The 25,957-nt window shown below is 59.7% G+C and carries 22 protein-coding genes; 10 read left to right on the forward strand and 12 right to left on the reverse strand.

The annotated features are described in order from the left end of the window. Positions 1-15: 15 nt before the first annotated feature. The 5 genes from ACP7EG_RS14205 to ACP7EG_RS14225 all read right to left on the reverse strand — a co-directional run bounded on the left by ACP7EG_RS14205 (position 16) and on the right by ACP7EG_RS14225 (position 7,776). Complete coding sequence (locus ACP7EG_RS14205) at positions 16-1,134, reverse strand: class I SAM-dependent methyltransferase (protein WP_426088106.1); 1,119 nt, start codon at positions 1,132-1,134, stop codon at positions 16-18. A 65-nt stretch (positions 1,135-1,199) separates the two neighbouring features. Further along, the gene (locus ACP7EG_RS14210; RefSeq protein WP_426088107.1) at positions 1,200-1,904 is read right to left on the reverse strand and encodes a WbqC family protein; all 705 of its coding nucleotides are present in this window, start codon (positions 1,902-1,904) and stop codon (positions 1,200-1,202) included. Further along, positions 1,901-3,052 carry a DegT/DnrJ/EryC1/StrS family aminotransferase gene (locus tag ACP7EG_RS14215; protein ID WP_426088108.1) on the reverse strand — a complete coding sequence of 384 codons (1,152 nt, stop codon included), beginning with the start codon at positions 3,050-3,052 and terminating at the stop codon, positions 1,901-1,903. The genes ACP7EG_RS14210 and ACP7EG_RS14215 overlap by 4 nt, the downstream gene beginning before the upstream one ends. 236 nt (positions 3,053-3,288) lie before the next feature. After that, entirely contained in the window at positions 3,289-5,946 is a 2,658-nt protein-coding gene (locus tag ACP7EG_RS14220) for a tetratricopeptide repeat protein (RefSeq protein WP_426088109.1), read from the reverse strand. Between the two features lie 153 nt (positions 5,947-6,099). After that, positions 6,100-7,776 (reverse strand): electron transfer flavoprotein-ubiquinone oxidoreductase, encoded by a 1,677-nt coding sequence (locus tag ACP7EG_RS14225; protein ID WP_426088110.1) that lies wholly within the window; start codon positions 7,774-7,776, stop codon positions 6,100-6,102. Positions 7,777-8,027: 251 nt separating this feature from the next. Between ACP7EG_RS14225 and ACP7EG_RS14230 the strand changes: the two genes are divergently transcribed. Continuing rightward, positions 8,028-8,804 (forward strand): SDR family oxidoreductase, encoded by a 777-nt coding sequence (locus ACP7EG_RS14230; RefSeq protein WP_034752351.1) that lies wholly within the window; start codon positions 8,028-8,030, stop codon positions 8,802-8,804. An 8-nt stretch (positions 8,805-8,812) separates the two neighbouring features. On the opposite strand, the gene ACP7EG_RS14235 is transcribed toward ACP7EG_RS14230, so the two are convergent. Then, the gene (locus ACP7EG_RS14235) at positions 8,813-9,379 is read right to left on the reverse strand and encodes a LuxR C-terminal-related transcriptional regulator (protein WP_099759549.1); all 567 of its coding nucleotides are present in this window, start codon (positions 9,377-9,379) and stop codon (positions 8,813-8,815) included. A gap of 147 nt (positions 9,380-9,526) precedes the next feature. On the opposite strand from ACP7EG_RS14235, the gene ACP7EG_RS14240 reads away from it, so the two are divergent. Further along, positions 9,527-10,228 (forward strand): CoA transferase subunit A, encoded by a 702-nt coding sequence (locus ACP7EG_RS14240; RefSeq protein ID WP_101480844.1) that lies wholly within the window; start codon positions 9,527-9,529, stop codon positions 10,226-10,228. A 20-nt stretch (positions 10,229-10,248) separates the two neighbouring features. Further along, positions 10,249-10,899 carry a CoA transferase subunit B gene (locus ACP7EG_RS14245; RefSeq protein ID WP_426088111.1) on the forward strand — a complete coding sequence of 217 codons (651 nt, stop codon included), beginning with the start codon at positions 10,249-10,251 and terminating at the stop codon, positions 10,897-10,899. A gap of 58 nt (positions 10,900-10,957) precedes the next feature. Here the strand turns inward: ACP7EG_RS14245 and ACP7EG_RS14250 are convergent, their stop codons facing one another. Continuing rightward, entirely contained in the window at positions 10,958-11,368 is a 411-nt protein-coding gene (locus ACP7EG_RS14250; RefSeq protein WP_426088112.1) for a DoxX family protein, read from the reverse strand. 236 nt (positions 11,369-11,604) lie between these two features. After that, positions 11,605-12,906, reverse strand: coding sequence for a dicarboxylate/amino acid:cation symporter (locus tag ACP7EG_RS14255; protein WP_426088113.1), 1,302 nt, complete (start codon positions 12,904-12,906; stop codon positions 11,605-11,607). A 251-nt stretch (positions 12,907-13,157) separates the two neighbouring features. On the opposite strand from ACP7EG_RS14255, the gene ACP7EG_RS14260 reads away from it, so the two are divergent. The 3 genes from ACP7EG_RS14260 to ACP7EG_RS14270 are packed head-to-tail and all read left to right on the forward strand — an operon-like array spanning position 13,158 to position 16,721. Continuing rightward, positions 13,158-14,039: an alpha/beta fold hydrolase gene (locus tag ACP7EG_RS14260; RefSeq protein WP_071077799.1), complete on the forward strand. Its 882-nt coding sequence runs from the start codon at positions 13,158-13,160 to the stop codon at positions 14,037-14,039. A 46-nt stretch (positions 14,040-14,085) separates the two neighbouring features. Further along, positions 14,086-14,436 carry a RidA family protein gene (locus tag ACP7EG_RS14265; RefSeq protein ID WP_096235068.1) on the forward strand — a complete coding sequence of 117 codons (351 nt, stop codon included), beginning with the start codon at positions 14,086-14,088 and terminating at the stop codon, positions 14,434-14,436. A 32-nt stretch (positions 14,437-14,468) separates the two neighbouring features. Continuing rightward, positions 14,469-16,721 carry a RelA/SpoT family protein gene (locus ACP7EG_RS14270; RefSeq protein ID WP_426088114.1) on the forward strand — a complete coding sequence of 751 codons (2,253 nt, stop codon included), beginning with the start codon at positions 14,469-14,471 and terminating at the stop codon, positions 16,719-16,721. Positions 16,722-16,782: 61 nt separating this feature from the next. Here the strand turns inward: ACP7EG_RS14270 and ACP7EG_RS14275 are convergent, their stop codons facing one another. The 3 genes from ACP7EG_RS14275 to ACP7EG_RS14285 all read right to left on the reverse strand — a co-directional run bounded on the left by ACP7EG_RS14275 (position 16,783) and on the right by ACP7EG_RS14285 (position 19,383). Continuing rightward, positions 16,783-17,733 carry a cation diffusion facilitator family transporter gene (locus ACP7EG_RS14275; protein WP_426088115.1) on the reverse strand — a complete coding sequence of 317 codons (951 nt, stop codon included), beginning with the start codon at positions 17,731-17,733 and terminating at the stop codon, positions 16,783-16,785. Between the two features lie 117 nt (positions 17,734-17,850). Further along, complete coding sequence (locus tag ACP7EG_RS14280; protein WP_426088116.1) at positions 17,851-18,726, reverse strand: pirin family protein; 876 nt, start codon at positions 18,724-18,726, stop codon at positions 17,851-17,853. 57 nt (positions 18,727-18,783) lie between these two features. Continuing rightward, positions 18,784-19,383 (reverse strand): FMN-dependent NADH-azoreductase, encoded by a 600-nt coding sequence (locus ACP7EG_RS14285; RefSeq protein WP_070311835.1) that lies wholly within the window; start codon positions 19,381-19,383, stop codon positions 18,784-18,786. Between the two features lie 112 nt (positions 19,384-19,495). Here ACP7EG_RS14285 and ACP7EG_RS14290 point away from each other — a divergent pair, with 112 nt between their 5' ends. Continuing rightward, complete coding sequence (locus tag ACP7EG_RS14290; RefSeq protein WP_289948606.1) at positions 19,496-20,401, forward strand: LysR family transcriptional regulator; 906 nt, start codon at positions 19,496-19,498, stop codon at positions 20,399-20,401. Between the two features lie 17 nt (positions 20,402-20,418). Here the strand turns inward: ACP7EG_RS14290 and asd are convergent, their stop codons facing one another. Continuing rightward, positions 20,419-21,267 (reverse strand): archaetidylserine decarboxylase, encoded by an 849-nt coding sequence (gene asd / locus ACP7EG_RS14295; protein WP_426088117.1) that lies wholly within the window; start codon positions 21,265-21,267, stop codon positions 20,419-20,421. 374 nt (positions 21,268-21,641) lie between these two features. Between asd and ACP7EG_RS14300 the strand changes: the two genes are divergently transcribed. From ACP7EG_RS14300 to ACP7EG_RS14310, 3 genes are all read left to right on the forward strand, one after another. Further along, positions 21,642-23,729, forward strand: coding sequence for a TonB-dependent receptor plug domain-containing protein (locus ACP7EG_RS14300; protein ID WP_426088118.1), 2,088 nt, complete (start codon positions 21,642-21,644; stop codon positions 23,727-23,729). Between the two features lie 117 nt (positions 23,730-23,846). Then, the gene (locus ACP7EG_RS14305) at positions 23,847-25,085 is read left to right on the forward strand and encodes a DEAD/DEAH box helicase (RefSeq protein WP_426088119.1); all 1,239 of its coding nucleotides are present in this window, start codon (positions 23,847-23,849) and stop codon (positions 25,083-25,085) included. Positions 25,086-25,151: 66 nt separating this feature from the next. Further along, positions 25,152-25,769, forward strand: a complete 618-nt coding sequence (locus ACP7EG_RS14310; protein ID WP_426088120.1) for an LON peptidase substrate-binding domain-containing protein — start codon at positions 25,152-25,154, stop codon at positions 25,767-25,769. The last annotated feature ends 188 nt before the right edge of the window (positions 25,770-25,957 follow it).

A 25,957-nucleotide genomic window follows, 5' to 3' on the forward strand; every position in this document is an offset into this window, starting at 1 on the left:
CGGTATGCAAGATGCTTATGCCAGCGTAGTAATTAGCTGTATGAACAGCGCACTGCCCATGACAAAGGCGGTGCCTATACAGGCATGGTGCTCGCGCAAGAATTCATCACCCGCACGTTGGGGCCCGTCGCCATAGGGCCAAATATAATCGTCAATGATGATCCATCCACCGGCGTTTACAAAGTGACACCATGATTGTATGTCGGCCTTGACAGCTTCGTAACTGTGATTTCCATCAATATGTAACAGTGCAATATTGCCTTTATATATGGTGGTTCCAAATGAAGCTGTATATATAGCTTGCCGTGATTGATAGTGCAGCGCGCCTTCGGTTGATGGCATGCGCAGGTAGTTAATATGCTGCTGATTGTAGGGCAGCAGGTTCATTTCAAAGATCTCCAGTGCCTGTTCCGCATCCAGTTGCGCCGAAACGCGATCTACCAATCCTTTTTCATCATGCTGTATCAAGTGTTGGTTTGACCAAGGGTCGACACACAGCAGCTTGCCTATGCAATAGCAGAGCGCCAAGCGTGCCAGCAAAAAGGCCGACTTTCCCCACCAACTGCCTATTTCGACGATATCGCCGATAGTGCTCCGGCGAGCAATCTCACACAAGGCGAACATCTTTTCGTTGTCACACATGCCAGGGATGGTATCGGCATGGCGGAAAAGCGCAGCAAGCTCAATTTCTGACATGCAGGGCCGTGGCACATCGCGGCTGGCAAGGGGCAACGGAGTTTCCAGCCATGCATTGGCATGCTGGCGTGCGCTTGCATACCCGCTGAGTTCGATTTTGACCGGTGATTCATTGGCCAGCCTTACGCCGGGGGCGAGCTGTGCTAGTACGTGGTTCAGGTGATCCCATACAACGGGGTTCGACGTGTAGATTTCATTGATGCCATGCAGTGCGATAGCCGAGTGAAGTGCCTGATCAAAGTCGTTATCGGTAACATAGGGCAACGTGAGCCAGGCGGGATAATGTGCGCGTGACGGGTCATGTGCAAGCGAGGAGGCGCCAATGACTGGCCGATTTTCGCGCTGACACTTTTGCAGATAGTCGAGCGCGCGCGGCGTGCCAGCCGGAAAGATCAGCAATTGATTGCCGGAGTTTTGATGAGTATATTGCTGCGTCATGTTTTTCTTTCTGACTTGATTGCTTTGCGAAACGTATGCTGTACCAATACGACCATAGGTCACCACTATGCAGGATTAACTTCAAGCTGAGTGTGGATTGCAAGTCGCAGCGCTTCAGGGGAGTTGAACATCAGTACATCAATAATGGATAGCCATGGCACAAATTCATCGTCGAATTGGCGGTAGGGCACCAGCAGGGACTGGATGAATTCCAGCTCGATGCCTTGTTCCAGAAAAGCTGTGCGCTGGTACAGTTGTTGGCCGCCAATGGCATTCAGGTAGTGATCCGCAGCATTTGCACGGCATAAGGCCAACACCTTTTCCTGGCTCCGCAGTTCGTGATCAATGGCGATATCAGAAGAGCGCTTGAACGGTGTCGTAATCCCGAGGTACTGGCAGCACTGTGTCAGGCTGTGGAGCAAAAATTCAAATAGATTTGGGGCAGGGTAGCGCAGTATCGTTTCCAGCAATGGCATGACTATCTGCAAGTTGGGGGCGCGCCGATATGCTTCCTTGAATTGATTCAGTAATTTCTCTGCATCAAAATGGGGCGAAAGCTCGCGTTCGTTGATATGCAGATGGTCGGAGGCATTCTTCAAGGGCAGGCTAAATGTGGCATCGCTACCGTTGAGTAGCATGCGATTGCGATTGATCCAGCCTTTTTTGGTGTACTTGATATTGTCGTAGATAATGAACAGGTCCGCCGCAGCAATCAGCTGAAAGTAGCCGACGTAGGGCAAAAAATAAGGCTGCATGATGGCAACTCTCATACGCTATGCAGCAGCGCCGTTGGCGCCCCATGTTGTGCGATCAGCTCGCTGATGGTGTCGATTTGCGCATCTTCCAGCATGGGATATAGTGGAAGGCAAATAACTTGTTCGGCTGCGACGCGGGCGGCTGGCAGATTTGATGGTGCTGCAGATGGCATACCCCGATACATGGGAAAATCGCTAATGAGTGGATAGAAATAGCGGCGCGCGTAAATATTGCTTTCGCGCAATTTCATGAAAAGCTGATCACGGCTCAATGGGAAATCTGGCCTGACAAGTATCGGGAAATAGGCATGGTTTGTGATTACGTTTGGCGCGGGAGAGATGCAGTCTATTCCCCGAACATGTGCCAGATTTCGGCGATAACGGGCGTCAATTTCCTTGCGCAGTGCGAGGCTTGCATCGATGCTCTTGAGTTGTAACAGGCCGAAGGCGGCATTGATTTCGCTCATTTTCCCATTAATGCCCGGTGCGACTACGGTAGTTTCATCGACAAAGCCAAAATTTTTCAAATGGTCGATACGCTGCTTGGATTTTGCATCTGGTGAGATGATCGCACCACCCTCGAAGGTATTGAATACCTTGGTGGCATGAAAGCTCAGCACGGACAGATCCCCTTCATTGAGGATGCTGCCACCCGCTTGCTTTACGCCGAAGGCGTGGGCCGCGTCATAGATGACTTTCAGGCCATAATTATCCGCAATTTTCTGAATGCGTTCGACGTCGCAAGGATGGCCGTAGCAATGCACGGGCATGATTGCCGTTGTTTGCGGCGTAATAGCCGCTTCTATTTTGGCTGGATCGAGATTGAATGTCTTTGGGTCGATATCGACAAAGACCGGTTTGATGCCATTCCATAGCAACGAGTGGGCCGTAGCGACGAAAGAATACGGTGTCGTGATGACTTCGCCCGTGATCCGTAGCGACTGCAAGGCTGTAATCAAGGCCAGGGTACCGTTGGTAAACAGGCTGATATGTTTGACTCCCAAATAGTCGCACAGAGCCTGTTCCAGTTGCTGGTGGAAGGGCCCGCCATTTGTCAGGATCTTGTTTTCCCAGATTTGTTCGAGATAGGGAAGAAAGTCTGCAAGTGCGGGTAGCACTGGCTGCGTAACGTACACCGGTTTGGCATTGAAGTCAGGATGCATGGAAGTTCCTCGTCGCAGCAGATATATGATCGGGAGCGTTGTCTGATGTATTTATGGAAGAAAAACCTGCACTTTCAGTGAGACGGATTGTAACTTCCGGATGTAGCTGCGAAATTTTTTTGCGTGGAATTTTCATTTGTCGTCATTGCTCGATCTGCTTAGATAGGGCCATGCAATGTTGCTGGGTAATGCACATCACCGTGGCCTTCTCGTATTCACGATCGTAATGGTTTGTCCTATTCTTGCGAAATTCGACCGGTTGTTACATCGAAAGTTGCTGGCGCAAGTCCGGCACACCAGCGCTGCCACATGCTACGCAGTGCATTCTCCAGTCCCGAGGAGATGACTGTGGGCTGACCGTTCGCGGCATTTTTCATTCGATCGCGCAATTGCATGCGTAGCTCTGCTAGTCGATCGACATCGCGGCTGAGTAAAATACCTTTTTCCAGGAATTCAGCCTCTCCACGTGCGATGAAGTCACTGAGGCCAGCATGGGATAATATCGAGGCACTGACGTACCCGGGCAGGGTCGGTCCTAGCATCGTCAAGGTTGGTACGCCCATCCATAGTGCGTGGAAGCCCGTGGTGCCGCTGGTGTACGGGTAGGTGTCGAGGCAAATGTCAACCATTCGATGCAGATCAAGGTAATCGTGGATATTTGTATGGGCATAAAAGCTCAAGCGCTCCGACACGATGCCTTCGTCGTTAAACCATGAGCGAAACATATTGCTGGCATGATCATTTGGCATGCCAGCAAGTAACATCTTTGCGTGGGGTACGGCTCGCAACAATTTTGACCAGCGGGAGATGACTTCACGGCTCAATTTGCCAGCCCGGTTGAAACTGCCAAATGTAATGTAGCCATTTTCAATTGCTGGCACAGGGCTTACTGCGGGAGCTTCAGGCGAAGGAAGGAAAACTGCGCTGGCGGGCAGGCGGGCGAGCTTCTCGGTAAATTGATCATCGAGTTCGCCGGGGGGGCAATAATACCGATCAGTCAGGAGGTAATCCATCGCCTGCAAGCCAGTCGTGCCTGGGTAGCCGATCCAAGTTACTTGCAACGGCGCCGGCTTGCGCGCGAACGTCGGCAGGCGGTTGAAGCCGGTGTGGCCGGACAGGTCGATCAGGATGTCGATGGCGTCGCTGGTGACCAGTTGCGCCAGCTCGGCATGGGTCAGCCTCTCTACCTGGCGCCAGATGTTTGCCAGGCCGTGCAGATGCCGGCTGACGTGGTCATCGTGAAAGCTGTTGGCGTAAATCACGATTTCCAGGCGCGGCGATTGAGTCAGTTGCTCGAGGATGGGCGTGATGAAATTTGCCACCGCGTGGTTGTACAGGTCAGCTGAAACAAAACCGATACGCAGCGTGCGTTCGGGATCACGTACATTGGTATGCTGCAGCCAGGAGGCGCGCAACGGCGCCTCGAAATGGTCGGCATATTTCAGGTGTTCGGCAAACAGGGTGGCCGCGTCGATGTCCTGGCTATGCGTCAGGTAGAACAGCAGGTTGCTGTGCAATTCATCCCAGTCCGGGTGGATCTTCAGTGCTTTGCGGCAATGCACGATGGCTTGGTCGATACGGCCCAGGCGATTCAATGCGGCACTGATATTGACATACGCCCGGCGGTGATGCGGATCGAGTTTGACCACGGTTTCAAAACTGGTGACGGCTTCGCTCAGGCGGCCCATCTCCATCAGGCAAGTGCCCAGGTTGACATGCGCGGCGGTCGATTTTGGCCCCAGCTTCACGGCGCGCCGGCAGCTTTCCAGCGCGGCTTCGCGCTGTCCCATATCGTTCAGGGCGGCGGCGATATTGCTGTGGGTGACAGGATTGTCCGGTGCCAGCAGGGCAACTTGCCGGAAGGACGCCAGCGCCGCCTCCAGTTGGCCGTCTTCCTGCAGGGCCATGCCGAGGTTGTTGAGGGCATCGATATTATTGGGTTCCAACAGTAGCACCGCCTGGTAGATGGCGATGGCCGGCTCCTTGCGCCGGGTTTCACGCAACAGGTCGGCGTAATGCAGCATGGGTGCGGCGAGCGAGGCGTCGAGCGCGATTGATTGCCGGTACGCGCTCTCGGCGTCGGCCGTTGCGCCGAGCGCATGCAAGCTGCGCCCCAGGCCATGGTAGTGTGCCGCGTTTGCCGTCGGCAGCGCCGTGGCGCTGCGATAGCTGGCCGCCGCCTGCGCATTGCGATCCAGCCGGAACAGCACATTGCCCATGCCGCCATGCGCCATGGCGTTTTCAGGATCCATTTCCAGCGCTGCCGCATAACTTTGCAGTGCCGCATCCGGCCGGTTCAGGGCGACGTGCACGTCACCCAGTTTGCGATGAATGTCGGCTGCGCCCGGTTCCAGTGTCAGCGCCTGGCGATAGCTCGACTGCGCCGACTGAAATTGTTGCTGCGCCACCAAGACATCGCCCTTGCCACGATGCGCCATGGCCAGCGCGGGATCGATCTCCAGCGCGCCGCCATAGCATTCCGCGGCTTCCTTCAGATGCCCTTGCGCTTGCAGCACGTCGCCCAGGCGGCTGAGCGCTTCGGCAAAGGCTGGCGCCAGTTCCAGGGCGCGAATGAAATACGGCATGGCCAGGTCGGGATGGCCGCCGTCCAGATGGGCATTGCCCAGGTGCAGATGGGCTTCGGCGTCGTCGGGTGCCAGTTCCACCGTCTTCTGCAGGGCCGGCAAGGCGTCCTTGCCCTGCAGCCGCAAGGCCATGCCCAGCACGCTCCAGGCCAGCGCCGACATGGGGTAGGCGTCCACCATGGCGCGTGTCGCCTCCTCCATCTGGACCTGCTCACCGCTTTCATACAGGCGAACGATGTGATCGATTTCCTGTTGACTCGGCTGTTGAACGTCGCTCGGCGGCGATGTTGCGGGATCGGTAGCGTGCATGAGAGGAGGGGAGAGTGTATGCCACCTTCAATTGTAACGGTTGGCAGTGCTTTATAGAAACATCTTCTTCAGAAAGTTCAGTTTGAAAAAAATGGCGTGGACATCTTGCGACGTCCACGCCATTCTACATACCAGCTTGCCAGGAATCGGCATTTACATATTCGGATAATTCGGTCCGCCGCCGCCTTCCGGCGTCACCCACACGATGTTTTGCGTCGGGTCCTTGATATCGCAGGTCTTGCAGTGCACGCAGTTTTGCGCATTGATCTGCAGGCGCTCGGCGCCGTCGTCATTCTTCACGAACTCGTACACGCCGGCAGGACAGTAGCGCGCTTCCGGACCCGCATACATGGCCAGGTTGACGTCGACGGGCACGCTGGCGTTCTTCAACGTCAGGTGGATCGGCTGGTCTTCCGCGTGGTTGGTGTTCGAGATGAACACGGACGACATCTTGTCGAAGGTCAGCTTGCCATCGGGTTTCGGATACACGATCTTTTTCGACTGGGCCGCAGGCTTCAGGCACTCGTGGTCGCCATGCGTGTGGTGCAGGGTCCATGGCGCCTTGCCACGGAAGAGGAGCTGGTCGACGGCCGTCATCACGCTGCCCAGGTACAGGCCTTTCGACAGCCAAGGCTTGACGTTGCGCGCCACGTGCAGCTCTTCATGCAGCCAGGATTGTTCAAACGCGACAGGGTAGCTGGACAGTTCGTCGTGCTGGCGCTGTTCGCCCAGCGCGCCGAAGGCCGCGTCCGCCGCCAGCATGCCGCTCTTGATGGCCGCGTGGCTGCCCTTGATGCGGCTCATGTTCAAAAAGCCCGCATCGCAGCCGATCAGCGCGCCGCCGGCAAACACCAGTTTCGGCAACGATTGCAGGCCGCCGGCCGTGATCGCGCGCGCGCCGTACGAAATGCGCTTGCCGCCTTCGAAGAACTTGCGGATTTCCGGATGCGTTTTATAACGCTGGAATTCCTCGTAGGGCGACAGGTACGGGTTTTCGTAGTTCAGGCCCACCACATAACCGACCATCACCTGGTTGTTTTCCAGGTGGTACAGGAAGGAGCCGCCGTAGGTTTTCGCGTCCAGTGGCCAGCCCGTCGAATGGATCACCAGGCCCGGCTTGTGCTGCGCCGGGTCGATTTCCCACAACTCCTTGATGCCGATGCCGTACGATTGCGGATCCTTGCCGGCGTTCAAGTCATACTTGGCCATCAATTGCTTGCCCAGGTGGCCGCGCGCGCCTTCTGCGAACAGGGTGTACTTGGCGTGCAACTCCATGCCCTGCTGGAAGTCGGGACCCGGTTCGCCATCGCGCTTGACACCCATATTGCCGGTCGCCACGCCTTTCACGGAACCGTCGTCGTTGTAGAGGATTTCCGCAGCAGGGAAGCCGGGGAAGATTTCCACGCCCAGGTTTTCCGCCTGCTGGCCCATCCAGCGCACCACATTGCCCAGCGAGACGATGTAGTTGCCGTGGTTTTCAAAGCAGGCCGGCACGGCGAAGTTCGGCGTTTTATACGCTTTGGTTTCCGTCAGGAACAGGATGCGGTCTTCCGTCACTGCCGTGTTCAGGGGCGCGCCCAGTTCTTTCCAGTTCGGAATCAGTTCGCTCAACGCTTTCGGGTCCATGATGGCGCCGGACAGGATATGCGCGCCCAGTTCGCCGCCTTTTTCCAGCACGCAGACGGACACTTCCTGGCTCTTTTCAGCGGCCAGCTGCTTCAGGCGGATGGCCGCCGCCAAGCCTGCGGGGCCACCGCCGACGATCACCACGTCATACTCCATGGTGTCGCGCGGTCCGTACTGTTCAACTAAGTTATTAGGCTGTGTCATGGTCTCGATTGTTAGTCACTAAATGGGTGGGTGAGGAATCTTCGGATAAATTTAAGCACGAGTGTGCTTGTTTTTGGCGAGGATTGCAACTTTGGCGCCATTTTGCGTGACATTGCCCCTCGCCGCAATCTAAATCCAGCCATTTTGTGTAATGATGGCGTTTACCTTTGCTCAAGTGTGACGCAGGGTATTTTGCCCCTGTGCCCTTGGCACGGTGTAAAGTGTTATCTAAAACAAAACAGGAGTAGCTCGTGGGCATAGAAGTCAATTTCGAGGGCAAGATTGCCCTGATTACCGGCGCATCGAGCGGCCTCGGCGCGCGTTTTGCGAAAGTGCTGGCCCAGGCGGGCGCACAGGTCGTGCTGGCGTCGCGCCGCACCGAACGCCTGAAGGAGTTGCGCGCCGAAATCGAAGCCGATGGCGGCGCCGCGCACGTGGTGTCGCTCGATGTGACCGACTTCGCCAGCATCAAGTCGGCCATCGCGCATGCGGAAACGGAAGCGGGCCCCATCGATATCCTCGTCAACAATTCCGGTGTCTCCACCACGCAACGCCTGGTCGACGTCACGCCCGAGGATTACTCGTTCGTGATGGACACCAACCTGCGCGGCTCGTTCTTCGTGGCCCAGCAGACGGCCAAGCGCATGATCGCGCGCGCCAAGGGCGACCCGAAGAAACAGCACCGCATCATCAATATCGCCTCGATGGCGGGCTTGCAGGTGCTGCCGCAGATCGGCGTGTATTGCATGAGCAAGGCGGGCATGGTGCACATGACGCGCGCCATGGCCGTGGAGTGGGGCAAGTATGGTATCAACACCAACGCCATCTGCCCCGGCTACATTTCCACCGAGATCAATGAAGATTACTTTGCCACCGAGCAGGGCAAGAAGCTGATCGAGATGCTGCCGAACAAGCGCCCGGGCAAGCCGGAAGACCTGGACGGCCTGCTGCTGTTGCTGGCGGGCGAGGATTCGCACTTTATCAACGGCGCGATCATTTCCGCAGACGGTGGAATGAGTACCTTCTAGGCCGCCAGCTAGCGCTGCAGCTGCAGTCCCACCAGCTTGTGCACCAGTTCGGATGAGGTCGCGGCGGCGAATTTGCGCATCAGCTTGGCGCGGTGCATTTCCACCGTGCGGGGGCTGAGGTCGATCTGGCGGGCGATGACCTTGCTGGTCTTGCCTTCCACCAGCAGGGCGGCGATTTCGCGCTCGCGCGGGGTCAGCTGGGCCGTCACGGGGCGTTTCTCGCTGACATCCTCGAACGTCCAGATGCCCGCTCCCAGTGGCTGGCCCGGCAGCATGGCGTGGCCCGTCACATGGCACCAGAACAATTCACCATTACTGCGGCGCATGATGCGCTCGTCCGAATAGCGGCCCTTGGTGTTCATGATGGGGATGATGCGGTCACCCGTGCGCAGGAATTCGTCGTGCGTGGGGTAGAGTACTTCGAAGGACTGGTCGTCGAGCTGGGCGCGCGCATAGCCGAACATGGATGCCAGCGCTTCGTTGCAGCTGCGCATGATACGGTTTTCCGACATGCACATGCCCACGGGTGCGTGCAGGAAGATGCTTTCATAATCGATGGCTGACGCGGCGTTCATCTGATACGTATCACTCTCACAGGGGGATTGCTGGCACGGCGCCGGTAGTTCTACGGTATTGTACTTTCCACTCGCGTATTTTATGCTGAGTCGCTGCCTGAGTCATGGACTCAAGACCAAAGCTTAACAAAAGATAGAGGGACACTCATGAATAAAGTTTATCCTGACGCCGCCTCGGCGCTGGCCGGTATCGTCCAAGATGGCCAGACCATCGCCGTTGGCGGCTTTGGCCTGTGCGGCATTCCCGAAGCCCTGATCGCTGCCTTGCGCGATTCGGGCGTGACGGGCCTGACGGCCATTTCCAACAACGCCGGCGTGGACGGCTTCGGCCTGGGCCAGCTGCTGACCACGCGCCAGATCAAGAAAATGATCGCCTCCTATGTGGGCGAAAACAAGGAGTTCGCGCGCCAGTACCTGGCCGGCGAACTGGAACTGGAATTCACGCCGCAAGGTACCCTGGCCGAGAAACTGCGCGCCGGCGGCGCCGGCATTCCCGCCTTCTTCACCAAGACGGGCGTGGGCACCATCGTTGCCGACGGCAAGGAACTGCGCGAATTCGACGGCGAACAATACGTGATGGAACGCAGCCTGGTGGCCGACGTATCGTTGGTGAAAGCCTACATGGCCGACCGCGCCGGCAATTTGGTTTACCGCAAGACAGCGCGCAATTTCAACCCGAACGTGGCCATGGCCGGCAAGATCACCATCGTCGAAGTGGAAAAACTGGTCGAAGTGGGCGAGATCGACCCGGACCAGGTGCACACCCCCAGCATCTTCGTGCACCGCATCGTGGTCAACGCGAACCCGGAAAAACGCATCGAGCAGCGCACCGTGCGCACTGAAGCATAAAAAAGAATACGGAGATTATTATGGCTTGGACACGTGACGAAATGGCCGCGCGCGCGGCAAAGGAATTGCAGGATGGCTTTTATGTGAACCTGGGCATCGGCTTGCCGACCCTGGTGGCCAACTATGTGCCGGAGAATATGGAAGTATTCCTGCAGTCGGAAAACGGCTTATTGGGCATCGGCCCGTTTCCCACCGATGCGGAAGTTGATGCCGACCTGATTAACGCCGGCAAGCAGACGGTGACGGCCTTGCCCGGTGCCGCCTATTTCAGCTCGGCTGACTCGTTCGGCATGATCCGCGGCGGCAAGATCAACCTGGCCATCCTGGGCGCCATGCAAGTGTCGGAAAAGGGTGACCTGGCGAACTGGATGATTCCAGGCAAGATGGTCAAGGGCATGGGCGGCGCCATGGACCTCGTCGCCGGCGTCAAGCGCGTCGTCGTGCTGATGGAGCACGTGGCCACGGCCAAGGATGGCACGACGTCGCATAAATTGCTGAAACAGTGCGACTTGCCGCTGACGGGCGTGGGCGTGGTGGACGTCATCATCAGCGACCTGGGCGTCATCGACGTGACGGAAAATGGCCTGAAGCTGGTGGAACTGGCGCCGGGCGTGACCAAGGAGCAGGTGCAGGCGGCCACGGGCGCTGAGCTGGACGTTTCGGCCGTGTAAGCGGAATACAAGCGGATCGTCGTATTGAAGCAGGGCGGACAGCGATGTCCGCCTTTTTTTATGCGCCCGCCTTGCCGCGCAAGCCGTCCAGGCTGTAGGCGCCGGCACCCGCTGCCGCGAAATACAGGAAGCTGAAGCAGTACATCACGGCCATTTCGCCGCCGTTCAGGATAGGCAGGAAGCCGGCTGGCGCATGCGCCATGAAATAGGCGGCCGCCATCTGGCCCGACAGGATGAAGGCGACGGGGCGCGTGAACAGGCCCACCAGCAGCAAGCTGCCGCCGACCAGTTCGATGACGCCGGCCGCACCCATCACGGACAGCAGTTGCAAGCCGTCGAACATGGCCACGTGCGGCGCGCCGAACAGCTTGGCCGTGCCGTGTTGCAGGAAGAGAAAGCCGAGGATGATGCGCAGCAGGCCCAGCAAGCGTGGAGACCAGGTGGCGTAGAGGGCGGGTGTGAGGGACATGACGTACTCCATTCAAAAAGGTGGATGGTTCGGTGTCAGGCTTGCATTAACGCAATGTCATTATGCGCGAGCCTGGCTGCGAACAGGTGACAGCACTGTAATGCTTTTTGATTCATTGATCATCATGATAAATATTGATGCATGATTTACTGTTTGTTGATGATGCGATCAAACTTGCGCGCAATGCAAAAAGCCCCGCGGATCGCTCCGCGGGGCTTTTCCAGTGAATGAGGCGCTTACTTGACGATATTCACGGCCGGTGCAACGTAGGCATCGTCGATGGGGTGGGTGGGATGGGCCAGCTCGCTATGCAGCTTGTCCATGTCCAGTTCTTTTTCCCATTTCGACACGACGATGGTGGCCACGCCATTGCCGATGAAGTTGGTCAGCGCGCGGCATTCGCTCATGAAGCGGTCGATGCCCAAGATCAGCGCCATGCCGGCCACGGGAATCGTCGGCACCACAGCCAGGGTGGCGGCCAGGGTGATGAAGCCGGCGCCCGTGATGCCGGACGCACCTTTCGAGGTCAGCATCGCCACGCCGAGGATGGTCAGTTCCTGCCAGATGGTCAGTTCCGTGTTGGTCGCTTGTGCCACGAACAGGGCCGCCATGGTCATGTAGATGTTGGTGCCGTCCAGGTTGAACGAGTAGCCGGTAGGCACGACCAGGCCGACCACCGGTTTCGAGCAGCCCAGGCGCTCGAGTTTTTTCATCAGGGCCGGCAGGGCCGATTCCGACGAGCTGGTACCCAGCACGATCAGCAGTTCTTCCTTGATGTACAGCAAGAAGCGGCCGATGGAGAAGCCCGTGTACTTGGCGATGGCGCCCAGCACGACGAAGATGAACAGGAAGCAGGTCAGGTAGAACGAACCCATCAGTTTAGCCAGCGGGATCAGCGAAGCCAGGCCGTATTTGCCGATGGTGAAGGCCATCGCGCCGAATGCGCCGATGGGAGCGACTTTCATGATGATGTTGACCATGCCGAAGATGGCATGCGACAGCTCGTCGATCAGCTTGGTGACCGGACGGCCGCGCTCGCCCAGCAGGGACAGCGAGAAGCCGAACAGGATGGCGATCAGCAGCACTTGCAGGATGTCGCCCTTGGCGAAGGCGTCGACGAAGGTCTTCGGGATGATGTTCATCAGGAAGTCCACCGTCGTCAAGCCTTCGGCGTGCGTGTATTGCGCGATCGACTTGGCGTCCAGGTGGGCGGGATCGGCGTTGAAGCCGGCGCCCGGTTTGAGGATATTGGCAACCAGCAAACCGATGGCCAGCGCGAAGGTGGAGACCACTTCAAAGTACAGCAGCGCCTTGCCGCCTACGCGGCCGATTTTCTTCACGTCCTGCATGCCGGCAATGCCGGAGACCACGGTACAGAAGATCACCGGGGCGATGATCATCTTGATCAGTTTGATAAACCCGTCGCCCAGCGGTTTCATGTCGACGGCGTTCGATGGGTAGAACACCCCCAGCAGCACGCCTGCCACGATGGCGAACAGCACCTGTACATACAGGATTTTATAGAATGGTTTTTTCACGAGTGGTCTCCTCTTGCGGGTTGATGCTGCGATCATCCGCCCATTGCCGGGCCGCCTCAATTGTGGATAACCGCAGATATGCATTTTCGCTATATCGGGTATTGCGGCTTGGCTGGCCTGTTGCGGCGCAGCATTTCAGGCGTGCGCTTGGAGCATTGCCCGCGCTGCGCTACACTGCCGTAGCGTCGCGCGCGGGACACCCCTTGGCAGGCAGAAAGCGGTGCTCTTTTTATATCAAATAAGGAAATCGCATGATCGAAGCCAGCATCAAGTCAGTGCAATGCATCTCGCCCGCAGGCTTGCATACCATGTCATACAAGGAGTGGGGTGCGCCCGACAATCCGAACGTGCTCGTCTGCGCCCATGGCGTGACGCGCGTGGCGGACGACTTCGACAACCTGGCGCGCGCCATGGCCAGCGATTACCGCGTCATCTGCCCCGATGTGGTGGGACGCGGGCGTTCGGGCTGGCTGGCCAATCCGCAGTTCTACCGCGTACCGCAATATGTGAGCGACATGGTGACCCTGCTGGCGCGCGTGCTGGCTAACGGCGAACGCCAGACGGTGGACTGGTTTGGCACCTCGATGGGCGGCTTGATCGGCCTGGGCCTGGCATCGTTGCCGGACAGCCCGATCAGCAAGCTGGTGCTGAACGATATCGGCCCGACCCTGGCGCCGGAAGCCTTGCAGCGCATCGGCGACTACATCGGCCAGGACTTGCGTTTTGAGACGTTCGAGCAGGGCGCCAGGTTTGTGCGCGACGTGTCCGCCAGCTTCGGCCCGCACACGGACGCGGAATGGCATAAACTGGCGGTGGACGTATTGCGTCAGGATAAGGATGGCCATTGGCGCCGTCACTATGATATGGGCCTGGCCATGCCGTTCCGTTCGGCCACACCGGAATCGGCGGCCAGCGACGAAGCCATGCTGTGGGCCGCGTATGATGCCGTGCGCTGCCCCACCTTGCTGGTGCGCGGGTCGGAATCCGATTTGCTGTCGCACGCGACGGCGCAGATCATGCTGGGCCGGGGCCCGAAGGCGCAGCTGGTGGAAATCGCCGGCGTGGGCCATGCGCCCACCTTCGTGCACGACGATCAGATCGCCATCGCGCGCAAGTTTTTGCTGGGCAAGTAATAATCAGTAACGCTGTACAGATTTTGAAACAACCGAAAGAAGAAGCATGGAAATTACACGACTGCACGTAGGCAAACGCCTCTCCGAAGTAGCCATACACAACAACACCATCTACCTGGCTGGCCAGATCGCCGAAGACACGACGCAAGATATCGTCGGCCAGACGCGCGAAGTGCTCGGCCATGTCGACCGTTTGCTGGCGGAAGCGGGCAGCGACAAGACCTGCATCCTGTCGTGCCAGATATACATCGCCGACATGAAAGACTTCGATGGCATGAATGAAGTATGGGATGACTGGGTCGCGTCAAGCCACACTCCGCCGCGCGCCACCGTAGAGGCGAAGCTGGCCAATCCGGCATGCCTGGTTGAAATCGTCGTCATCGCTGCAGAGCGCTAAGTTATTCAGTTATTTAGTTTATAAGGCATTACATGGTTTCCATCTCGGCCCCGAATAGCGTCACCTCGGAACAACTGGTAGAGGGCTTGAGTGCGCCGGACAGCGCGCGCGTGCTGGACGCGTTCGCGTATGCCACCGAAGCGTATGGCGACAAGCAGACCTTTGCCGGCCGTTCAGCGCTGGAATTCGCCATCGGCGTGGCCACCACCCTGGCTTTCCTGCGCAGCGATGCGGAAACGCGCATTGCCGGCCTGATGTTCGAGCTGACCCTGCTGGAGCCGGATACGGCGGCCGATATCGAGCCGCGCTTCGGCAAGCAGGTGTGCGACCTGGCGACAGGCGTGCGCCAGCTGATCCGTTTGCGCGCGCTGACCCAGGCGCAGCACGGCAGCGCTGCCGGTCGCGGCAAGAATGCGGCGCAGCAAGCCGTGGCCCAGGTGGAAACTTTGCGCAAGATGCTGCTGGCGATGGCGTCCGACATGCGCGTCGTGCTGGTACGCCTGGCCGCTTGCGTGACGACCTTGCGCTATTTCGCCGAATTAAAGCTGTTCAACGAAATGACGCGTGAATACGGTAAGGAAACGCTGGATTTGTACGCGCCGCTGGCCAACCGCCTCGGTATCTGGCAGCTGAAGTGGGAACTGGAAGATTTATCGTTCCGCTTCATCGAACCGGAAGCATATAAACGCATTGCCAAGATGCTGGAAGAAAAGCGCATGATGCGCGAGGGCTTTGTTTCCTCTGCGATTCTGCGCCTGCAGACGGAACTGGCTTCGGCCGGTATTCAGGCGGAAGTATTTGGCCGCCCGAAACACATTTACAGCATCTGGAACAAGATGCGCGGCAAGGAACTCGATTTCACGGCCCTGTACGATGTGCGCGCTTTCCGCGTGATCGTTTCCGACGTGAAAACTTGCTACACGGTGCTGGGCGTGGTCCACAATATCTGGACCCCCATCCCGAAAGAATTCGACGATTACATTTCGCGGCCGAAACCGAATGGGTATCAGTCGCTGCACACGGTGGTGACGGCCGAGGATGGCCGCCCGCTGGAAGTGCAAATCCGCACCAATGAAATGCACAGCTTTGCCGAATACGGCGTGGCCGCGCACTGGCGCTACAAGGAAGAGGGCGGCTCGAACTTTGCTGGCCAGAAATACGACGAAAAGATCGCCTGGCTGCGCCAGTTGCTGGCGTGGAAGACGGAAGTGGCCGACGCCGTCGTGGGCCAGGAAGAAATCCAGCGCGAATGGGTGGAAAAGCTCAAATCGGCCACGCTGGACGACCGCATCTTCGTCATGACGCCGCAGGCGCGGGTGCTGGAATTGCCCGTGGGCGCCACGCCCGTCGATTTTGCCTATCACCTGCACACGGACGTGGGCCACCGCTGCCGTGGCGCCAAGGTCGACGGCATCATGGTGCCCCTGAATACGCAATTAAAGAACGGTCAGACCTGCGAAATCATCACGGCCAAGGGCGCGCCGGGCACGGCCGGTCCATCGCGCGATTGGCTGGGCGCCGGCTACGCCGTCAGCACGCGCACGCGTTCCAAAATTCGTGCCTGGTTCCACGCCATCGACATGCAGGAAACCCTGGCCCACGGCCGCGCGCTGGTGGAAAAATCCTTGCAGCGCGAAGGCAAGACGGCCGTCAACCTGGAGGCGCTGGCGCAAAAGCTGGGCTTTGCAAAAGTCGACGAGCTGTTCCTGTCGGTGGGCAAGGATGAATTCAGTCTGCGCCACGTGGAGCAGGCGCTGCACGACAATGGCGAAGTGGTGGTGCCGGAAGACGCCGTGCTGGTGGGAAAAAGCCGCGCTTCCAGCGTGGAGCAGGGCGCCAAGTCGGGCGTGCTGGTGGTGGGCACCGAGGGCTTGATGACGGTGCTGGCCAAGTGCTGCAAACCGGCGCCGCCGGACAGCATCGTCGGCTTCGTCACGCGCGGCAAGGGTGTCTCCATCCACCGCGCCACCTGCAAGAATTTCGAGGAAATGCGCGCCAAGGCGCCCGAACGGGTGATCTTCACGGAATGGGGCAGCACGGGCGGGCACGACACGGTATATCCGGTCGACGTCTTCATTCTCGCCGGCGACCGCCAGGGCTTGCTGCGCGACATTTCCGAAATCTTTTCGCGAGAGAAAATCAACGTCATCGGCGTCAATACCCAAAGCGCCAAGGGCCAGGCCCGCATGACCTTTACGGCCGAGATCAGCTCGACGGCGCAGTTGTTGAAGGCGTTGAATGTCATTAAAGACGTGAGCGGGGTGCTGGAAGCAAGACGCAGTTAATCTTGTTCCACCCAAGAGCAGAGGCCGGGGTCAGACCCTCAGGGTCTGACCCCGGTCCTTGCTAGTGGGTTTTGTCACCCTGATGCAAGCCGGCCATCGCCGCCGTCTCCGGCTGCAAAGTAATATGGTCGATGCCATGCTTCGCCAACAGCATCTTCTTGATCGCGCGCAAGACGTTTGACCAATGGTCGAGGTGCTCGATTTCCACGTGGCCGATCAGGGCCGGCTGGCCCGGTGACATGTCCCACACGTGCAGATCGTGCACGGCGATCACGCCGTCCACTTGCTCCACGTCGGTGCCCACGGCGATGTAGTCGATGTGCATGGGCACGCCTTCCATCAGGAAGTGGTAGGACTCTTTCAATACCCCGAAGGTCGATTTCAAAATCAACAGCGATACCAGCACGGACAATAGCGGGTCGATCTGCATCCAGCCCGTGAAGTAAATCACGGCGCCGGCGATGATGGCGGCAACCGAACCGAGCAAATCGCCCATCACGTGCACGAGGGCGGCGCGCGTGTTGACGCTTTGCTTGTCTTTCGACAATACCCACGCCACCACCACGTTGATCGCCAGGCCGATGAAGGCGACGACGAAGACCATGCCGCCCTTCACAGGTTGCGGGGCGGAAAAGCGTAGCGCGGCTTCATAGCAGATCCAGCCCACCACGCACAGCATGGCCAGGCCGTTGACGAAGGCGGCCAGCGCCTCGGCGCGGCCGAAGCCGAACGAGTGTCGCGGCGACGGCGGGCGGCGCGCGATCAGTTGTGCCAGCAGGGCCAGGCCCAGCGCGGCCGCATCCGTGACCATGTGGCCCGCGTCGGAAATCAGGGCCAGCGAATTGGACATAAAGCCGGCTACTACCTCGATGCCGGCAAATGACAGGGTCAGCCCCAGCGCCCACGCGAGGATGCTCTGGCTGCGCCCCTCGAACGAGTGGGTGTGCTGGGCGTCGCCCTTCAGGTGGGCGTGCAAATGGGTGGCGTCGTGTTCGGTGTGCGTCGGCTGCATGGAATGCTTTGTGGAATGAGGTTGGCGTCAGTGTAATTGAAAAGCAACAACATGGGCGGCACGTAAAAAAACCTGCAGGCCCGGAGGCGCTGCAGGTTTTTCCTGAAGCAGACTATGTTACTGCGTTGCCGTCTCGCCAAACTTGCCTTCGCGGAAGTCCTGCACGGCCTGGAACACTTCCGCCTGGGTATTCATGACAAACGGGCCATACTGCGCGATGGGCTCGTTCAAGGGCTGGCCGGCGACGAGGATCACGCGGCCGCCTTGCGGTGCTTCAATACGTACGCCGTCGCTGCCCGGCGTGTTGGCGAAGATGGCCATGCGCAGGGCGGGCACGGCCTTGCCGTCCACCTGCACTTCGCCACGGAAAGTGTAGATGAAAGCGTTATGGCCTGGCGGCAATGGCTGCTCGAAGCTGCTGCCGGCCGGCAAGTCGATGTCGAGATACAGCGGTTCTGTCAGCTCGCGCTGCACGGCGCCCGTCACGCCATGGCTCTCGCCGGCGATCACTTGCACGGCCACGCCGTCGTCCGTCGTGTAGCGGGGGATTTCGGCGCTGGTGAAATCGCGGTACCACGGCGTGCGCATCTTGTCGCGCGCGGGCAGGTTCAGCCACAGCTGAAAGCCTTCCATCACGCCTTCTTCCTGTTCCGGCATTTCCGAGTGGATCACGCCGCTGCCGGCCGTCATCCATTGCACGCCGCCCGAAGTCAGCAAGCCTTCGTGGCCCGCGCTGTCCTTGTGGCGCATGCGCCCAGTGATCATGTACGACACCGTTTCGAAACCCCGGTGCGGATGCTCGGGAAAGCCGGCGATATAGTCGTTCGGCTTGTCGCTGGCAAAGTTGTCGAGCATCAAAAACGGGTCGAGGCGGCGCTGCAACTGCTGCGTCAGCACGCGGTTGATCTTCACGCCGGCCCCATCCATGACGGCCTGGCCGGCGATCACGCGCTCGACGGCGCGTGGCTTGTTGACGCTGGTGATGTCGCTCATTGCTTTCTCCTCTAGGCCAGGACGGCGCCAGTGCGCCGCCCCTTTCACTGCTGGGGATTACACCAGGATCGCGTTGATCTCGGCGTCCGCTTGCGCTTGCGCCTTGGCCACGGCTTCCGGGCCCATGCCCATGCCTTCCGAATACACGTATTGCACGTCCGTCAGGCCCAGGAAACCGAACATGGTGTTCAGGTAAGGCACCTGGCTATCGTTGGCGCTATCGCGGTGCAAGCCGCCGCGGGACAGGCCCACGTAGACTTTCTTGCCGGTCAAGAGGCCCACGGGGCCGTTTTCCGTGTACTTGAAGGTGACGTTGGCGCGGGCAATCGCGTCGAACCAGCTTTTCAGTTGCACGGTGATGCCGAAGTTGTACATCGGTGCGCCGATGACGATCACGTCCGCCGCTTGCACTTGCGCAATCAGCGCGTCGTCCAGGGCGATGCGGGCTGCTTGCTCCGGCGTGCGCTTGTCGGCTGGCGTGAACAGCGCTTGCAGGGTCGGCTCGTCGAGCACGGGGTGCGGTTGGGCAGCCAGGTCGCGGCGCGCCAGGGTGGCGCCAGGGTTGGCGGCTTGCACGCGGGCAACGATGGCGTCAGCCAGACGGGTCGAGGCGGAACCGGTGCTGCGGGCGCTGGAATTGATTTGCAGGATGTTCATCTTGTTTCTCCGTGTGAGGTGTCTTGCGATGGATGAACTATAGCAATTCCAAAATTGATGCGGAAGGCGTTAAAATGGATAACATTAATCCACTCATGCAACAATCAAAAATATGGATATCGATCCCGGAGATTTGCTGCTGTTCGCGCGCGTCGTCGAGTGCGGCAGTTTTTCGCGTGCCGCCCAGCGCGTGGACTTGCCCAAGTCGACCCTGTCGCGCCGCATCTCGCTGCTGGAAGCGAAGTTGGGTGAACGGCTGCTGCTGCGCACCACGCGCAAGCTGGCGCTGACGGAGTTCGGCGCCAGCCTGCTCGAACATGCGCGCAAGGTGGTGGAAGAAACGGAAGCGGCCGGCGCGCTGGCGCAGCACCGCCAGGCGGGGCCCAGCGGTTTGCTGCGCATTTCCATGCCGGCCGACTTCGGCGACGCGCTGATGCGCCAGGTGCTGGCCGAGTTCGTGCGCCGCTACCCGGCCATTTCGCTGGAGCTGGACTTGTCGGCGCGCCGCGTGGATTTGCTGGAAGAAAATTTTGACCTAGCTATCCGCATGGGCAACTTGCCCGACGATGCCAGCCTGGCCGCGCGCCGCGTGGCCTTCAGCACCCTGGCCCTGTATGCCTCGCCGCAATACACGAGCGTGCACGGCTTGCCCGAGCATCCCGACGATTTATACGGCCATGATCTGCTCAGCTTGCCGCGCGCCGTGCATGGTCTCGTGCACTGGACTTTGATCCGTGGCAAGACGACGTGGGAGCGCGATTTACCCGTGCGCCTGCTGGCCAATTCGCCGGAATTGCTGGTGCGCATGGCCTGCACGGGCGTGGGCATCGCGGCCAGCACGGATCGCTTTGCCAAGACCTATGTGGAGACGGGGGAACTGGTGCGCGTGTTGCCGGAGTGGAGTTTCCCGCTGGTCACGGGCTGGGCCGTGTTTCCTGGTCGGCGATTGATGCCGGCCAAGACGCGCGCTTTTCTCGACCTGATGGAGGAAATGTATCAAACGGACGCGCCCGTGTAGGCGCGCATTCCGCTCGCTTACTTGGGCACGTTGCCCATGACTTCGCCGAGCTGCACGGGGCCGGCTGGTTGCCAGCCGGCATTGAAATCGACTGTGCCTTGCGGGAACAGCATGACGACGGTGGAGCCGAGCAGGAAGCGGCCCAGCTCTTCGCCCTGTTTCAGCACCACATTGTCGTTCGCATAGCTCCAGTCGCGCACCTGGCCCGTGCGGGGCGGGTTGACGACGCCGTGCCAGACGGTGGCCATGCTGCCGACGATGGTGGCGCCGACCAGGGTCATGACGAAGGGGCCGTTGGCCGTGTCGAACACGCACACGACGCGCTCGTTGCGGGCGAACAGGCCGGGAATGCCGCGCGCCGTCGTCGGGTTGACGGAGAACAATTCACCAGGAACATAAATCATGCGCGTCAAGCGACCATCGCACGGCATGTGGATGCGGTGGTAGTCGCGCGGGCTCAGGTACAGATTGGCGAAGCTGCCATGCTCGAACTGCGCCGCCAGGGCCGCATCGCCGCCCACCAGGGCCGTGGTGCTGAAGTTGTGGCCCTTGGCCTGGAAGATCTGGTCCTTGTCGATGCTGCCGAACTGGCTGATGCGGCCATCGACGGGGCAGACGTAGTCGGCCTGCGCCAGCGGACGGGCATCGGGGCGCAGCGCGCGCGTGAAAAAGTCGTTGAAGCTCGTGTAGTGCGTGATGTCCGGGTCCAGCGCCTCATCCATGTTGACGTTGTAGCGGCCGACGAACCAGCGGATCAAACGCGTGGTCATGGCGCCGCCCTTCGCGCCGGCGATGCGGCCGGCAAAGTTGGTCAACGCTCCTTTTGGAAGCAGATATTGAGGCAGGACGGCAAGACGGTCAGACACGATGGGAAGCCTTTGACGGGGTGATCGGAATAATGGCGAAAACGCATTATAGCGGCGATGTGGCGCGCAATGATAATGCCGTATGCAAGGGTGCGTATCGCAGGCTGCCGCCGAATTTAATTTGCCATAGTAAATATTTTCAGGAAACTGTGTCACTCGGAAAAAATTGCAGCACAATACAGCGGCCTGTTTTTTAGCTTTTAGCCATTTTTATTCAGCCAACTTTTTTTAGCCAGGTCATGATGCCGCGCCGTTGCCTTCGCCTAACCGTCCTTTGTTCTGCCGTTTTACTTGCCTGGAATGCCCAGGCCCAGCAATCCGAAACGCCCGCTACTGAAGCTGCCGCCGCCGCGCCGCTGAAGGCCGAAAAGCCCATGCAAACCGTCGAAGTGAAGGGTGGCGGCTATGATCCGCGTCGCGACGATACGGCCAGCAAGATGGTCGTGGGCAGCGAGGAAATCCTCAAGTATGGCGACACGAATGTCACCGACGTGCTCAAGCGCTTGCCCGGCATTACCGTGTCCGGCGCGGCCGGGCGCTCGGGCGGCGAAATCCGCATGCGTGGCCTGGGTAGCGGCTACACGCAGATTTTGCTCAATGGCGAGCGGGCGCCCGCCGGTTTTTCGCTCGATACCCTGTCGCCCGACGTCATTGAGCGCATCGAAATTTTGCATGCGGCCAGTGCCGAGTACAGCACCCAGTCGATCGCCGGCACCATCAACGTGGTGCTGAAAAAGGCCGTGAAAACGGCGCAGCGCGACGTCAAGCTGGGCGTGGGCGGTGGGCGCGATGCCTTTTCCAGCAACGGTAACTTGCAACTGTCGGACAAGGACGGCATTTTCTCGTACTCGCTGGCCGCGTCGTTCTACCGCTACGATTACCACTACGAGAATCCGCAGGACAGGCCGGCGCTGGACCTGGGCTATCTGCCCGATGGCCAGCAAAATCTGCTGCGGCGTATCACCGGCACGGGCGATGGCCGTTCGGAGGGCATCAACCTGTCGCCCCGGCTGAACTGGGCATTCGCGGACGGCGATAACCTGACGGCGCAATTTTTTCTCAATGGCGGACGCAGCGATAACCGCAGCCATAACCGGACCGACACGCTGCTGGGCTTGCGTCCCGACTACGACACGAATGACGGTACTTCCGGCAACCATTACGTTTTCGGCCGCACGGACCTGACGTGGGTGCGCAAGCTCGACGGTGGCGCCAAGCTGGAACTGGGCCTGCGCGCCAGCGCCACCAGCAATACGGCCGATAGCCATCCGCTCGGCTATATCGATGGCGTGGGGCTGGTGCTGGACCGCAACGTGCGTGTCGAGGCGACCTACAGCAGCTTGTCGTCCACCGGCAAGTATTCCACACCCTGGATGCCGGGCCATGCACTGTCCATGGGCTGGGATGGCACCCTCAGCCGACGCGAGGAAGAGCGCCTCCAGCGTGAACAGGCCTTGCCGGGCGGCCGCCCGCCCGCCGATAGCGATGAGCATTTCGATGCCGATATCAAGCTCCTGGCCTTGTATGCACAGGATGAATGGGATATCACGCCGCGCTGGTCCATGTATGCGGGCGTGCGCTGGGAAGGCATCGACACGCGCAGCGCCGGCGATACCTTTGAGGCCGTGCAGCAGCGCAGCAGCGTGTGGAGCCCGCTGCTGCAAACCCTGTGGAAACTGCCCGACACCAAGGGTGACCAGGTCCGTCTGGCCCTGACGCGCACCTACAAGTCGCCTTCCACGTCGAACCTGATTCCGCGCCGCAGTATTGCGACAAATAATAGCCAGACCGAGCCTGACCGTGTAGGCAATCCGAACTTGAAGCCGGAGCTGGCGCTGGGCATCGATGCCTCGTACGAACATTACTGGGCCGACAGCGCCTTGCTCAGTGCGCGCGCCTCGGCCCGCCGCATCGACGGCTATACGCGCCAGGGACTGCTGTTCATCGATGATCGCTGGGTGTCCACGCCCATCAATGATGGCCGCGCGAATACTCAGACACTGGAACTGGAAGCGAAGTTCCCCTTGCGCGCCGTGCTGGCCGCGCCCGTGCCCGTGCTCGACGTGCGCGCCAGCATCAGCCGCAACTGGTCGCAGGTGGAGCGGGTGCCGGGACCAGACAACCGGCTCGACCAGCAAACGCCCCTCAGCGGCAACTTTGGCCTCGACTACAAGACGCCCGATGGCGTCTTGAGCACGGGGGGCAGCTTCAATTTCCGCACGGGTGGTCCCGTGCGCATCACCGAGCGCCAGAGCGCGTACACGTCGCCGCGGCGCGACCTTGACCTGTATGCCGTATGGAAGTTCGATGCGAAGAACCAGCTGCGCGTGGCTGTGTCGAACCTGCTGGCGCAAGATTTCGAAAGTAACACCAGCTACACGGACGCCAGCGGCACCGTCGCCCGCAATGGCATTTCCACCAGTTCGCCGCAGGCGCGCGCGACGATGGAAATGAAGTTCTGATGGCGATGTTTTCATGCTGAAAACTGCGGCCGGCATGCCCGCTGGCCTATAATCTCGGCAATCGCGCGCACGGCTGGTCCGTGCGCCACCTTTTCATTTGCCAAGATTGCTTTCTCCATGACGTTTTCCTCCCTCGGCCTGATCGATCCCCTGGTCCGCAAACTCGATGAGCTCGGCTATGCCAAGCCCACCCCCGTGCAGGCGCAAGCGATTCCCTTTGTCCTGGCCGGGCGCGACCTGATGGCCGCCGCCCAGACGGGCACGGGCAAGACGGCCGGCTTTGCCGTGCCCTTGCTGCAGCGCCTGACTTTGGAAGGCGTGGTGGCGCCCCAGTGCGTACGCGTGCTGGTGCTGGTGCCGACGCGCGAACTGGCCGAGCAAGTCTATGCCAGCTTCCGCAGCTATGGCGGCAACTTGCCGCTGCGCAGCTTTGTCGCGTATGGCGGCGTGCCCATCGAGCCGCAGATCAGCAAATTGCGCAAGGGCCTCGACGTGCTGGTGGCCACGCCGGGCCGCTTGCTGGACTTGCAGACGCAGGGCGCCGTCAAGTTCGAGCAGGTGCAAACCTTGGTGCTGGACGAGGCGGACCGCATGCTGGACCTGGGCTTCGAGCGCGAGCTCGATATATTGCTGATGACGATGCCCAAGCAACGCCAGACCCTGCTGTTCTCGGCCACGTTCTCGGACGCCATCCGCGCCATGGCGAAAACCATGCTGAAGGACCCCGTCTCGGTGGAAGTGAGCGCGCGTAACAGCACGGTCAAGGCCGTGAAGCAATCGGTCATCGTGTGCGACAAGAAACGCAAGCCGGAACTGTTTTTGCACTTGCTGAAGAAAAAGCGCTGGGGCCAGGTATTGGTCTTCGTCAAGACGCGCAAGGGCGTTGAGCTATTGGTGAATACCTTGCTGGAGCAGGGCGTGCGCGCTGACTCGATTCATGGCGACAAGACGCAGCCGAACCGTCTGCGCGCGCTGGCCCGTTTTAAATCTGCCGAGGTGCAGGTGCTGGTGGCCACCGACGTGGCGGCACGCGGCCTGGACATCGATCAATTGCCCGTCGTCGTCAATTTCGACTTGCCGACGGTCGCCGAAGACTATATCCACCGCATCGGCCGCACGGGCCGCGCGGGTGCTTCGGGCGAGGCCATTTCCCTCGTCTGCGCCGACGAGGTGGAATTGCTGTCGGCCGTGGAAGCGCTGACGCGGCAAACCCTCAAGCGCAACGAGGAGCCCGGTTTCGAAGCCGAACATCGCGTGCCGGGTACGTCCGCCGGCGGCACCATCCAGAAAAAGGCCGTCAAGGTGCTGGCACCGAAGGCGGCCGAGCGGGCCAAGAAAAGGCGCTTTTACAAATAATCGGCGCTGTCAGGCTGACAAGGCAAGCGCGCAGCACGGATATGCCATTCGTGCCATCATGCGCCTATGACCTCGATACCTTTGTTCCCGCTCAATACGGTGCTGTATCCCGATGGCTATCTGCCCCTGCAGATCTTCGAGGTACGCTACCTGGACATGATACGCAAGTGCATCATGGGCGAGCAGCCGTTTGGCGTGGTGCAGTTGCTGGACGGCGCGGAAGTACGCAAGCCGGGTCAACAGGAAACTCTGGCGCCCGTGGGTACCCTGGCGCGCGTCATCGACTGGGCCGCGCCCCTGTCGGGTTTGCTGCAAATCAAATGCATGGGCATGCAGCGCTTTCATATCGTCTCCAGCGAGCAGCTGAAGCACGGCTTGTGGATGGCGCAGATCGACACCTTGCCGCCTGATAAAACCATTCTTATTCCGCAAGAGCAGCAGAACGTGGCCGACGCGCTCGGCGCCCTGATCCGTACCTTGCAGGAGCAAAAGATCCCGCCTGAACAAATGCCCCTGCAGCCGCCATACCGCCTCGATGAGTGCGGCTGGGTGGCGAACCGCTGGTGCGAGCTGCTGTCCCTGAGTCCCATGCAAAAGCAATTGCTGCTAAGCCAGGATAATCCCGTGCTGCGCCTGGAACTGGTGCAGGACATGCTGACGGAAAATGGCCTGCTCGAAGAGTAACACCTATCAAAACCTACTGCGCGTCGCGATTTGCGGCCTCCGATGCTCACTGCCTCGGCGGCCCCGTGCATCCGCACAGCTCCGCCTCTCAGCCACAACTCGCATCCGCTCGCTACGGTTTTGTTAGGTGTCCTAAACACCGCATGCCGCATTTTTTCTCACACTTCCGTTGTGCAATTGCAATTTCT

Origin of the sequence: Janthinobacterium sp. PSPC1-1 (assembly GCF_049897625.1) — a bacterium.
Classification (GTDB): Bacteria; Pseudomonadota; Gammaproteobacteria; order Burkholderiales; family Burkholderiaceae_D; genus Janthinobacterium; species Janthinobacterium tructae.

What these genes read in the sequence shown, in the direction of transcription:
- ACP7EG_RS14205 (WP_426088106.1), bottom strand. Translation starts at nt 1,134, where the DNA reads ATGACGCAGCAATATACTCATCAAAACTCCGGCAATCAATTGCTGATC.
- ACP7EG_RS14210 (WP_426088107.1), bottom strand. Translation starts at nt 1,904, where the DNA reads ATGAGAGTTGCCATCATGCAGCCTTATTTTTTGCCCTACGTCGGCTAC.
- ACP7EG_RS14215 (WP_426088108.1), bottom strand. Translation starts at nt 3,052, where the DNA reads ATGCATCCTGACTTCAATGCCAAACCGGTGTACGTTACGCAGCCAGTG.
- ACP7EG_RS14220 (WP_426088109.1), bottom strand. Translation starts at nt 5,946, where the DNA reads ATGCACGCTACCGATCCCGCAACATCGCCGCCGAGCGACGTTCAACAG.
- ACP7EG_RS14225 (WP_426088110.1), bottom strand. Translation starts at nt 7,776, where the DNA reads ATGACACAGCCTAATAACTTAGTTGAACAGTACGGACCGCGCGACACC.
- ACP7EG_RS14235 (WP_099759549.1), bottom strand. Translation starts at nt 9,379, where the DNA reads ATGAACGCCGCGTCAGCCATCGATTATGAAAGCATCTTCCTGCACGCA.
- ACP7EG_RS14240 (WP_101480844.1), top strand. Translation starts at nt 9,527, where the DNA reads ATGAATAAAGTTTATCCTGACGCCGCCTCGGCGCTGGCCGGTATCGTC.
- ACP7EG_RS14245 (WP_426088111.1), top strand. Translation starts at nt 10,249, where the DNA reads ATGGCTTGGACACGTGACGAAATGGCCGCGCGCGCGGCAAAGGAATTG.
- ACP7EG_RS14250 (WP_426088112.1), bottom strand. Translation starts at nt 11,368, where the DNA reads ATGTCCCTCACACCCGCCCTCTACGCCACCTGGTCTCCACGCTTGCTG.
- ACP7EG_RS14260 (WP_071077799.1), top strand. Translation starts at nt 13,158, where the DNA reads ATGATCGAAGCCAGCATCAAGTCAGTGCAATGCATCTCGCCCGCAGGC.
- ACP7EG_RS14265 (WP_096235068.1), top strand. Translation starts at nt 14,086, where the DNA reads ATGGAAATTACACGACTGCACGTAGGCAAACGCCTCTCCGAAGTAGCC.
- ACP7EG_RS14270 (WP_426088114.1), top strand. Translation starts at nt 14,469, where the DNA reads ATGGTTTCCATCTCGGCCCCGAATAGCGTCACCTCGGAACAACTGGTA.
- ACP7EG_RS14275 (WP_426088115.1), bottom strand. Translation starts at nt 17,733, where the DNA reads ATGCAGCCGACGCACACCGAACACGACGCCACCCATTTGCACGCCCAC.
- ACP7EG_RS14280 (WP_426088116.1), bottom strand. Translation starts at nt 18,726, where the DNA reads ATGAGCGACATCACCAGCGTCAACAAGCCACGCGCCGTCGAGCGCGTG.
- ACP7EG_RS14285 (WP_070311835.1), bottom strand. Translation starts at nt 19,383, where the DNA reads ATGAACATCCTGCAAATCAATTCCAGCGCCCGCAGCACCGGTTCCGCC.
- ACP7EG_RS14290 (WP_289948606.1), top strand. Translation starts at nt 19,496, where the DNA reads ATGGATATCGATCCCGGAGATTTGCTGCTGTTCGCGCGCGTCGTCGAG.
- ACP7EG_RS14300 (WP_426088118.1), top strand. Translation starts at nt 21,642, where the DNA reads ATGCAAACCGTCGAAGTGAAGGGTGGCGGCTATGATCCGCGTCGCGAC.
- ACP7EG_RS14305 (WP_426088119.1), top strand. Translation starts at nt 23,847, where the DNA reads ATGACGTTTTCCTCCCTCGGCCTGATCGATCCCCTGGTCCGCAAACTC.
- ACP7EG_RS14310 (WP_426088120.1), top strand. Translation starts at nt 25,152, where the DNA reads ATGACCTCGATACCTTTGTTCCCGCTCAATACGGTGCTGTATCCCGAT.